The organism is Flavobacterium glycines (genome assembly GCF_900100165.1).
Lineage (GTDB): Bacteria > Bacteroidota > Bacteroidia > Flavobacteriales > Flavobacteriaceae > Flavobacterium > Flavobacterium glycines.
Genome location: NZ_FNEO01000002.1, coordinates 312,144 through 323,089 on the forward strand (window position 1 = coordinate 312,144; position 10,946 = coordinate 323,089).

Here is a 10,946-nt window from a genome sequence, read left to right on the forward strand (position 1 = left end):
AAAGCCACTTTAAAAATTTAAAGTGGCTTTCTACAAAAAATTTATCAAACCCTAAAATGACAAATCCTATTCTTTTTTATATTAATCTAAATCTATTAATGCGTGTTCCATAAAAATCGCTGGTTCTCTCTCATTTTGCCAATAATCAGCAAGAATACTCAACACCACATCTTTCAAACCTGTAAAAGAACTCTCTAATTGATTTTCTTCATCTTTTATTACTTCAATAAGCAATTCATTGACTTTCTTAATTTTTTCTGAATTTGTCATCTTGATGCGGTTTTTAACAATTAATTCTTCCGTTTTATTTACATTGGTAAAAGTATATGAATTCCAATTTGATGACAATACCCACTTTTAGTGATTTTTTTAAACACTTTTAACAAAAATCTAAGATTTGTCTTATTTACACTTAAAAACCAGCCATTATTTCCTTAATATGCTTTAATCGTTTTGCCCAAATACTATACAAAACAGCTATTTGGAACACAAACACAAAACAAATTGAAAGCAAAAAAAAGTACTTAATTCCTTTGAAATCAATATTATATGTAAAAAAGAATAATAGACCTCCAACAAATCCAATTCTCGAGAGAATACTAAAGAAAGCGTATTTTTTCAATCTATTATAAAGTCGTTCTAAAGCCTTTTTAATATCGGTTCCGTCCGTCAAATACTTATTGTAAAAATAACCATACAAACTATGTAAAACAGGAAGTATAAGAGAGAACACTAAAACAACATTCACCCAAAATGGTTTTAAATATCCATCGAACATAGAATAATACACCAATAAAAATATCAGCCAAGATGAAACTTCAATTACAATTTGCTTACGAATTGATTTTAGAACGGGATGTTTGTTTTCCTGCAACAGCAACAATAGAGATTCATCGGTTTTCAAAATGGGCTGTACAGTATTCCAATCGGATTTTAAATCGTCTATTTCCATGATTTATTTCATTAAGGTTTTAATTTTAGCTTTAATTCGATTGAGTTTTACACCAACATAATTCTCATTGATACCCATGATTTCAGCAATTTGCTGATAAGACAATTCTTCAAAATACAGGCTGATCAAAGCTTTTTCGCTATCGTCAAGCAGTTTCAAAACAGCAAACAGTCGTTCCTGCCTTAACAGAAGTTCATCATTTGGATGTTCTTCGGCAAAATCAGGCAATTGATTCGAATAATTTATTGGCGCCGTTTTTTTTCGAAAAGAAGCAATAGCTGTATTTAAGGCAATACGGTAAATCCAGGTACTCAACTTTGATTCTCCTTTAAATTTGGGATAGGATTTCCAGAGTTGAAAAACGATTTCCTGAAATAAATCTTCCCGATCTTCAAGACCATCACGGTACAATCGACACAGTTTATGAATCATCGCATTGTACTGGGAAAGTTTGGCTAAAAAATCTTTTTCGATAGATTCCATTTACAATTATTTAATTTTCGAATACAAACTAAGATAAACTAATTTTATTTATTTTCAATATTTAATTCTTTCTTTATCAAACGAATATCTTTCATAATTTGCTCGTTTTGAAGCTTCAGACTATCAATTTTTTCCTGTAATTTTTCATCCCTGATTTTTGATCTCCCTTCCGGCGAAGATTCTTTTCCACAACTCACTACTACAAAGAGTAGCATAATAAGTATTGTTTTCATAACGATTGGTTTTTGACCTATTAGTTGTTCGAATTTTAAAAAACTTACATCTTTTACAAAAAAAATATTTTAACAATAAGTATTAGAGACTAAAACAAAAATATAACTGATTAATTTAAAACACTTTAAAACAGTTTCAGCGTTTTTTTTGTAAATTTATTTAGCTCCTCAAGCACTCAAAAAAAAAAAAAAAAACGGAATAATCTAATTTATAAACAAATTCAAAGATGGAACCAGAACTACAACAAATCCGTGAGCAACAAAAAGACTCCTGGAACAAGTTTTCCCCAGGCTGGAAAAAATGGGATGACTTAATTATGGATTTTTTAAAACCCATAGGCGATAAAATGATAGCACTTATCAATCCTAAAGAAAATGAAAGTGTGCTCGATGTAGCATCAGGAACCGGAGAACCCGGCATTAGTATTGCTGCAAAAATTGGAAACGGCAAAATAATATTTACCGATTTATCAAGCGGAATGCTCGAAATAGCTGAAGAAAACGCCCACAAAGCAGGAATTCCAAATTTTGATACGCAGGCTTGTGATGTTTCCGAACTTCCTTTTGAGGATAACAGTTTTGATATTGTGAGTTGCCGACTCGGTTTTATGTTTTTTCCTGATATCCAAATGGCCGCTAAGGAATTAGTAAGAGTTCTCAAACCCGGAGGACGACTCACCACATCAGTATGGTGCGGTCCTGAAAAAAACTTTTGGGTAACCGCAATTGGTGGTACCATAAACAAAAACATGGGACTTACACCGCCACCTGAAGGGGCACCGGGAATGTTCAGATGTGCAAAACCCGGTTTTTTGGCCGATATTTTCAAGGAAGCCGGACTTAAAAACGTTTCAGAATCCGAAGTACCAGGAACAGTAAATTGCGGAACTGCCGAAACCTATTGGGACATGATGACCGAAATTGCCGCTCCATTTGTAGCTGCACTGAGTAATGCCGATGATGCCATGAGAGCAAAAATAAAACAGGAAGTTTATGAATTAGTAAATGAAAAATTTCCTGATGGAAATGTTGCAATACCTTCAAGTGCATTCGTTATTTATGGTGAAAAATAGTTATTTACGAAAACGAGATGTCCTTGCATCCACAGTCGAGCGTCAAAAATTTGAAGAATGTGTAAAAAGAAAAGCTGTTTGAGGACGAAGGACGAGTTCTTTTCTTTTAGCATTCGAAAATAAATTTGACCGACGAGGATGCGAAGACTTGAAATCGAAGATTCACGGAATCCAATTAAAATAAAATCTTGGAGTAATTTTTTGTTTCTTTTTTGATCAAGCAAAAAAGAAAATTAAAATTCTTAAAAACAAAGTCCAAAAAACAGGATCACTAGAACTGACGAAAATTTCTCATCAAAAAAAATTCAAAAAAAAATTGCACAACCAATTAATTGCATTATATTTGCAACTGATTGGTTTCGTTTTTTTTATTCAAAATGAGAAGAGATATTTTTCAGGCAATTGCCGACCCTACCCGACGCGCTATTATAGGCCTTATTGCTGTTCAGGCAATGACACCTAATGCCATTGCAGAACATTTTAACACGAGCAGACAGGCCATTTCTAAACATTTGCGCATACTTTCGGAATGCGAGCTGCTGCAACAAGAACAAAAAGGCAGAGAAATTTATTATCAGTTAGAATTAAACAAAATGAAAGAAATTGACCAATGGCTGGCACAATTCAAAGCCATTTGGGAAAACCGTTTTAACGAATTAGATAGTATATTAGCAACCCTCAAAAATAAAACAGATGAAAACGAATCTACAGTTTGACTTTATTGTCAATAAAGAAAACAACACCGTAAACGTAACAAGAGAATTTGCAGCTAAGCTTCCTTTAGTTTGGGATGCCTGGACTAAACCTGAAATATTAGATTTATGGTGGGCGCCAAAACCTTATAAAACCCAAACAAAATCAATGGATTTTAGAGAAGGCGGCTTTTGGTTTTACGGTATGGTCGCTCCTGACGGATTGATCCACTGGTGTAGAAATGATTATCAAAAAATAAATCCCTTAAAAGCTTTCTCAGGACTAGATGCTTTTTGTGACGAAAATGGTGCAATCAATACCGATTTTCCACGCACGGTTTGGAACAACACTTTTACCGAAAACGGAGAAACCACAACCGTAACTATCGTTGCCCAATACGAAAATTTAGCCGACTTAGAACAAATCATCGCTATGGGATTTCAGGAAGGATTCACTATGGCATTGGGTAATTTGGATGAGTATTTAAACGAAGTAACTAAATGAATCCATTGAAACATATAGGTACAATAGCAATCATTTTCTTTTTGAGCCAAATCGGTTTTAGTCAGATTAATTTAAAAATTGAATCTGATAAAACTTATTTTACCGAAGGAAAAGACAGTATTTTAACTTACCAAGCCTCGGAAAAATCAATCAACGGAAAGTTCGTCCGTTCTAATTATATCCATCCATTATACACTCTGGATGGTGCCGTTTTAACCGAAGATTTCCCTGCTGATCATTTGCATCATCGGGGAATATTCTGGTCCTGGCATCAATTGTATATTGGCAATAAACGAATTGGTGACGGCTGGGAAATCCAAAATTTTAAATGGGAAGTTGGTTCTGTAAAAGAGATAAAACAAAAAGACCATAGCAAAGCCATTCAAACCACCGTACTTTGGAAGTCGCCTTTATGGACAGACAAAAACGGCGTAGAAAAAGCTTTTGTGAAAGAAACAACAACCATTACAGTTTATCCAAAACAATCGCATTATCGTTGCATTGATATTGAAATTGCATTATTAGCACTCGAACCCAATATGAAAATTGGCGGCTCAGAAGACGAGAAAGGTTATGGCGGTTTTTCTCCCCGAATTAAATTGAGTGATGATGTTGAATTCACCAGTCCAAGCGGAAAAATAACACCTACGAATCTGCCTATTCCTGCCAGCGAGTGGATGGATTTTTCCGGTTCTTTAGTTAAAAATGGCGTAGCAACAGGAATGACGATACTTTGTAACCCTAAAAATTCCGGTTTTCCAAACCCTTGGATTTTAAGAGCTAAAAAAAGCATGCAGAATGCTGTTTTCCCTTACCCAGGAGCAAAAGCAGTTCCGCTATCGAATAAAAAATCAACGGTTTTACGCTATCGATTAGTTATTCACGATGGGAATGCGAATGCAATTCCAATTGCTGAAATTTATAAATCATATATAAAGAATTAAATCGCTGTAGTTTACACAATAAAGAAGTAGAACTATTAAACACAAATTGCACAAATTTTCACGAATTAATCTGTGAAAATTTGTGCAATTTGTGTTCATAAAGAACCTAAATATCAGTTCGAAACCACCTTATACGTTGGATCTTCGATAATATTCACTTCAATAATTCCCTCGGCATTTTGCAACAGCTGACGACAGTCTTCACTTAAATGGCGTAAATAAACTTTTTTACCAGCCTTGGCATAGCGCTCGGTAATTTTATTGACCGCATCAATAGCACTCATATCGGCAATTTTACTTTCTTTAAAATCAATCACTATTTCATCAGGATCGTTCAATACGTCGAATTTTTCAGCGAAAGTAGCAGTAGAACCAAAAAACAAAGGACCGTATATTTCGTAATGCTTCACACCTTTCTCATCAATATATTTTTTAGCACGAATACGTTTGGCACTTTCCCAGGCAAAAACCAAAGCCGAAATTATTACTCCAATCAATACAGCTAAAGCCAGATTATGCAACACAATCGTAATAATTGCTACGGTAACGCCAACAAAAATATCTTGTTTAGGCATTTTATTAATTATTCTAAAACTCATCCATTCAAAAGTCCCGATGGAAACCATAAACATCACTCCTGTTAAAGCCGCCATGGGCAATTTTTCAATAACCGGAGCGCCAAATAGCACAATACAAAGAATCGTCAACGCAGCAACAATCCCTGATAAACGTGCTCTGGAACCTGCTGATAAGTTTACCAATGTTTGCGCAATCATCGGGCAACCACCCATCCCAAAGAAAAAACCATTCAAAATATTGGCACTTCCCTGAGCCACACATTCCCTGTTACTATTTCCCTTAGTTGCTGTGATTTCATCCACTAAATTTAACGTCAGCAAACCTTCCGTTAATCCAACACAAGCCATAATCAAACCGTAAGGAAGAATCAATTGTAAAGTTTCTAAATTCAATGGAATATTCGGAATATGAAAAGGCGGAAATCCACCACTTACCGAAGCAATGTCAGCAACAGTTTTCGTTTGGATTCCAAAACCCAAAACCAAAGCAAAAACGACCATAATAGCCACCAAAGAAGCAGGAACCGCTTTAGAAATTTTTGGAAATCCTAAAACAATCCCAATGGTCAAAGTCACCAAAGCCAGCATCACATACAACGGATTCCCTGATAGCCAAACACTTTCGCCATTAATCACCGTTTTAAACTGTTCTAATTGCGACATGAATATCACCACCGCCAAACCATTCACAAAACCATACATCACCGGTTGCGGTACCAGGCGAATGAATTTACCCAATTTGAACAAACCAATTACAATTTGGATGACTCCCGCCAAAGCCACTACTGCAAAAACATAATCCAATCCGTATGATTTCATCAACGCAATCAACACAATTACCGTAGCTCCTGCCCCACCCGAAATCAAACCCGGACGTCCGCCAAAAACAGCCGTTACCAAGCCCATTATAAAAGCAGCATACAAGCCTACCAATGGTGGAAATCCAGCCAAAATAGCAAAGGACAGTGACTCCGGAATCATAGTCATAGCGACCGTTAATCCCGCTAATATTTCGGTTTTGTAATTTACTTTTTGCGAAAAATCAAATAAGCTAAAATACTGTTTCATTCTTTTGTGTAAGGATTTATTAAAAGATTAGTATGCTCTTTCTTAAAAACTGCAAATGTAAATCTTTTTAAACGTTGTCGAAACGAAATCAGGATTAGCTGCAATTTGAGGTTAAAACTATTTTTAAAAAACAAAAAACTGTATATTTGCAAACTCAAAACACAAGCAGTAGTATATGTGATTAAAAATTTCTTTCAGACCAATTAAAGATTCTAAAACTCAAAAAGTTTTAGCTACTTCATTCATCTTTAAAGAAAGAAATTATGCTTATTTTACAAAACATCAGTTATACACATCCTAACAAGGATTTGTTGTTCAGCAACATCAATCTATCCGTAAATCACCACAGTAAAATTGCTTTAATTGGCAATAATGGTGTTGGAAAATCGACTTTATTAAAAATAATCGCCAAGGAAATTCAATCCTGTGAAGGGCAATTAAAAACAGAATCAGAACCTTATTATGTCCCGCAGATATTTGGTCAGTACAATAATCTCAGCATTGCTGAAGCATTGAGTATCGCCAGAAAATTAAAGGCTTTGCAGGAAATTTTAAACGGAAATACTTCCGAAGAAAACTTCCTTTTATTAAACGACGACTGGACTATTGAAGAACGTTGTGCTGAAGCTTTACAATATTGGCAATTGGATCATTTTGATTTAAACCTAAAATTAGAAAATTTAAGCGGTGGACAAAAAACAAAAGTTTTCCTCGCCGGAATTTCCATTCATCAGCCAGAATTGATTTTATTGGACGAACCGAGCAATCATTTGGATAGTGAAAGCCGATTGTTATTGTATGATTTTATTCAATCTACAAAAAGTACTTTAATTGTTGTCAGTCACGACCGAAAGTTACTCAATCATCTGGATACAGTTTGCGAATTGAATCCAAACGGCATCCAAATCTATGGCGGTAATTATGATTTTTATGTTGAGCAAAAACAAATAGCCAATTCAGCTTTACATCACGATATTCACAGTAAAGAAAAAGCTTTACGAAAAGCAAAGGAGAAAGAACGGGAAACACTGGAAAGACAACAAAAGTTAGACGCTCGCGGAAAAGGAAAACAGGAAAAAGCCGGAGTTTCCAGAATCATGATGAACACACTGCGTAACAATGCCGAAAATAGTACGTCAAAACTAAAAAATACTCACGCTGAAAAAATAGATTCCATCGCTCAGGATTTACAGCAATTACGCAAAACCGTTTTCAATTTTGATCAAATGAAATTTGGTTTGGACAATTCTAACTTGCACAAAGGAAAAGTGTTGTTTACAGCAACAGAAATCAATTTCAGTTATACCACAAAAAATCTTTGGAACGAAAATCTGGATTTTCAAATTACAAGTGGCGAACGCATTGCTTTGAAAGGCACAAATGGTTCAGGAAAAACGACATTAATCAAACTTATTTTAGGCAATGTGCAATCACGAACTGGAACAATTTACCGGGCTGAAAATAAATCGATTTATATTGATCAGGATTATTCGTTGATAAATAACAATCTAAAAGTTTACAAACAAGCCCAGACTTTTAACAATTCAGGATTACCGGAACATGATATCAAAATGAGGTTGAATCGCTTTTTGTTTTCAAATAAAAGTTGGGATAAAGTCTGCAATAGTTTGAGCGGAGGCGAAAAAATGCGTCTGATGCTTTGTTGTTTAACCATTAACAATCAATCCCCAGACATCATTATACTGGACGAACCAACAAATAATCTAGATATTCAAAACATTGAAATTCTAACGAATGCAATCAACGAATATCAGGGTACATTAATCGTAATTTCACATGATGAATATTTTCTGGAACAGATTAATACTCAAAGAACCATACAACTCTAATGAATTGTTTACCGCAAATTATTTTTTTTCAATCTCTTTATATTTTACAACATCTTATATGTTCTTGTCAACAATTACCAGCAAACACATAACACTAAAACTTATATGACTTATATGGTTCAAAAAATAATATCATTAGATACTTTTCCTTACATTTAAAATAAAAATTCACTAATGGAAACTACCGATTTTTTCAAAGACGCATTCGAATACACCTATCATTTCAATCAAAAACTAATTCAATTATTCGAAAATGAAAAAGAAGCCATTCCTGAAAAATCAATTCAGTTACTCAACCATTTAATCAATGCACAACAAATTTGGAATGAGCGAATTCTGGGCGAGAAACCCAGCATTGCTGTTTGGGAAATCCGATCTTTGCAAACCCTAAAACACAGTAATCAACACAATTACAACCAAAGCCTAAGCATTTTAAAAACCATTGATTTAAGCCGAAAAATAGAGTATAAAAACTCAACCGGAAGCTCATTTTCTAATTCGGTTCAGGAAATCCTTTTTCATATTATCAATCATGCTACTTATCACAGAGCGCAAATTGCGACTGATTTAAAGACAAATGGCATAAACCCAATCAATACCGATTATATTTTTTATAAAAGGAAATAGAAGAGGTTATTTTTTTATATGTTCTTATAAAATGCTAACTGAAGAAAATTCATTTTAAACATAAAATTCTGATTAATAATATTTTATATATTTGATAATTATCAAAAGTTCATATACAGTTGAATTAATCTATCCCAAAAAAGATATACAAACTCATAAAAGGAAAAAACTGAGGGTATAAAAGTTAAAAACTACCAAATCATCACACCACCAACAAATATTGCCTCAAAATAAAGACATAACCGATAAGCTATGAAATATAAAACACATACCATCCTGACCATTCTGATTGGCTTATTTTGTGTAGTGACAAATCTATATTGGTTTTTCAACCAAGACATTCAACCGAAAATTTTTATGCGCATAAACATTTGGACTGCTTTCCTACTCTTCTTAGTTATACAGTTACCAACCATTCAACAACAATTAAAAAATGAAAAATAAGAAATCATTTTCGTCAAAACTTTTTAGTAGTTGGAAAAGACTTGGTCCCGGACTTGTAACAGGTGCAAGTGACGATGATCCATCCGGAATTGCTACTTATTCTCAAGCCGGTGCTGCATTTGGACTCTCAACATTATGGACTGCAATAATTGCTTTTCCACTCATGGCGTCTATTCAACAGATGTGTGCAAGAATTGGGTTAGTAACATCCCATGGATTAACGGGAACACTTAAACAACATTATCCAAGACCTATTTTATATCTAACGTTATTGTTTAGCTTCCCTGCCATTGTAATGAATATTGGTGCCGACATTGCTGGTATGGGAGCTGTTGGGAATCTTCTATTTCCATCAATTGATGCTAATTATTTCAGTGTTGTTTTTACAATTATCCTTTTGATTCTAATTGTCTACTTACCCTATCAAAAAATTGCTTCAGTCCTAAAATATCTATGCATTGTTATGCTGGTTTATTTTATTGTTCCGTTTTTGTATAAACAGGATTTTGGAGAAATTATTAAAGCAACTTTTATTCCTACAATAAAATTTGACAAGGACTTCATCGCCATTCTGGTAGGAATTCTTGGCACTACCATCTCACCCTATCTGTTTTTTTGGCAAGTATCTGTAGAAGTTGAAGAAATGAGGCATAAACGCAGGCATTTGATTGTAGACAAAAAGTTAATCCATGACATGGACCAGGATGTAGATTTTGGGATGACCGTTTCGGGTTTTGTTATGTATTTTATTATTCTTACTACAGGCACCGTTTTGTTTAAAGGCGGTATTCATCAAATTGACACTGTCGAGCAGGCTGCCTTGGCATTAAAACCATTAGCCGGAAATTTGTCATATCTCCTTTTTGCCATAGGTGTCATTGGAACAGGGCTTATTGCAATTCCTGTATTGAGTGGTGCTATTTCATACATCATTACCGAAACTTTTGGCTGGAAAGAAGGACTTGATAAAAAATTTCATGAAGCCAAAGCATTTTATATCATCATTGCCATTTCATTAGTATTGGGTTTATCTTTAAACTATGTGGGCATCACTCCTATTCAGTCATTGATTTACACAGCTATCCTTTATGGATTAACCGCTCCCGTCTTAATTGCGATTATCCTTCATATTTCCAACAACAAAAAAATAATGGGAGAAAATGTGAATGGAAGAATAACAAATATTCTTGGATTTACTGCATTAATCATTATGACAGTTACTGCTGTAGCTTTGATTTATATGCAATTTTCAAACCAGTGAAACTATTTATTACCCCCATCACTTTTACTTATATTTTCTATTGCTATTTTTATTCCTATAAAAATCAAATAAGTACAAAAAACACTTCATAAACAAAAAGTCCTTTTAATTATTTGTAGTGATTTTTTTATATATTTGAGAAATAAATAATACGCAATAATTTAAACAAAAACATGCGTATAACATACCAAAATAGAACATAACTAGTTCAATTTATGCGCATATAAACTAGTTAG

At 34.0% G+C, this 10,946-nt stretch carries 12 protein-coding genes; 7 read left to right on the forward strand and 5 right to left on the reverse strand.

All coding sequences use genetic code 11. The features are described 5' to 3' along the window. Positions 1-81 precede the first annotated feature (81 nt). The 4 genes from BLR17_RS09700 to BLR17_RS09715 all read right to left on the reverse strand — a co-directional run bounded on the left by BLR17_RS09700 (position 82) and on the right by BLR17_RS09715 (position 1,668). The gene (locus BLR17_RS09700) at positions 82-348 is read right to left on the reverse strand and encodes a hypothetical protein (RefSeq protein ID WP_066329620.1); all 267 of its coding nucleotides are present in this window, start codon (positions 346-348) and stop codon (positions 82-84) included. 64 nt (positions 349-412) lie between these two features. Beyond that, on the reverse strand, positions 413-952 hold the full coding sequence (locus BLR17_RS09705) for a hypothetical protein (protein ID WP_066329617.1): 540 nt from the start codon (positions 950-952) through the stop codon (positions 413-415). A gap of 3 nt (positions 953-955) precedes the next feature. Further along, on the reverse strand, positions 956-1,435 hold the full coding sequence (locus tag BLR17_RS09710; RefSeq protein WP_066329614.1) for an RNA polymerase sigma factor: 480 nt from the start codon (positions 1,433-1,435) through the stop codon (positions 956-958). A 44-nt stretch (positions 1,436-1,479) separates the two neighbouring features. After that, a complete protein-coding gene (locus tag BLR17_RS09715) occupies positions 1,480-1,668 on the reverse strand; it encodes a hypothetical protein (protein WP_066329613.1) in 189 nt (62 codons plus the stop codon). A 227-nt stretch (positions 1,669-1,895) separates the two neighbouring features. Here BLR17_RS09715 and BLR17_RS09720 point away from each other — a divergent pair, with 227 nt between their 5' ends. The 4 genes from BLR17_RS09720 to BLR17_RS09735 all read left to right on the forward strand — a co-directional run bounded on the left by BLR17_RS09720 (position 1,896) and on the right by BLR17_RS09735 (position 4,882). Further along, on the forward strand, positions 1,896-2,741 hold the full coding sequence (locus BLR17_RS09720; RefSeq protein WP_066329610.1) for a class I SAM-dependent methyltransferase: 846 nt from the start codon (positions 1,896-1,898) through the stop codon (positions 2,739-2,741). Positions 2,742-3,118: 377 nt separating this feature from the next. Beyond that, positions 3,119-3,457 (forward strand): ArsR/SmtB family transcription factor, encoded by a 339-nt coding sequence (locus BLR17_RS09725; protein WP_066329607.1) that lies wholly within the window; start codon positions 3,119-3,121, stop codon positions 3,455-3,457. Then, a complete protein-coding gene (locus BLR17_RS09730) occupies positions 3,435-3,938 on the forward strand; it encodes an SRPBCC family protein (protein ID WP_066329604.1) in 504 nt (167 codons plus the stop codon). Before BLR17_RS09725 ends, BLR17_RS09730 begins: the two co-directional genes overlap by 23 nt. Further along, the gene (locus BLR17_RS09735) at positions 3,935-4,882 is read left to right on the forward strand and encodes a DUF6807 family protein (RefSeq protein ID WP_066329602.1); all 948 of its coding nucleotides are present in this window, start codon (positions 3,935-3,937) and stop codon (positions 4,880-4,882) included. Before BLR17_RS09730 ends, BLR17_RS09735 begins: the two co-directional genes overlap by 4 nt. 113 nt (positions 4,883-4,995) lie before the next feature. Here BLR17_RS09735 and BLR17_RS09740 read toward each other — a convergent pair whose 3' ends face one another. Then, entirely contained in the window at positions 4,996-6,528 is a 1,533-nt protein-coding gene (locus tag BLR17_RS09740) for a SulP family inorganic anion transporter (protein ID WP_066329596.1), read from the reverse strand. A 263-nt stretch (positions 6,529-6,791) separates the two neighbouring features. Between BLR17_RS09740 and BLR17_RS09745 the strand changes: the two genes are divergently transcribed. From BLR17_RS09745 to BLR17_RS09760, 3 genes are all read left to right on the forward strand, one after another. Then, positions 6,792-8,378, forward strand: coding sequence for an ABC-F family ATP-binding cassette domain-containing protein (locus tag BLR17_RS09745; protein WP_066329594.1), 1,587 nt, complete (start codon positions 6,792-6,794; stop codon positions 8,376-8,378). A gap of 174 nt (positions 8,379-8,552) precedes the next feature. Further along, positions 8,553-9,005 carry a DinB family protein gene (locus tag BLR17_RS09750; protein ID WP_066329593.1) on the forward strand — a complete coding sequence of 151 codons (453 nt, stop codon included), beginning with the start codon at positions 8,553-8,555 and terminating at the stop codon, positions 9,003-9,005. A 433-nt stretch (positions 9,006-9,438) separates the two neighbouring features. After that, positions 9,439-10,710 (forward strand): NRAMP family divalent metal transporter, encoded by a 1,272-nt coding sequence (locus BLR17_RS09760; protein ID WP_066329590.1) that lies wholly within the window; start codon positions 9,439-9,441, stop codon positions 10,708-10,710. The last annotated feature ends 236 nt before the right edge of the window (positions 10,711-10,946 follow it).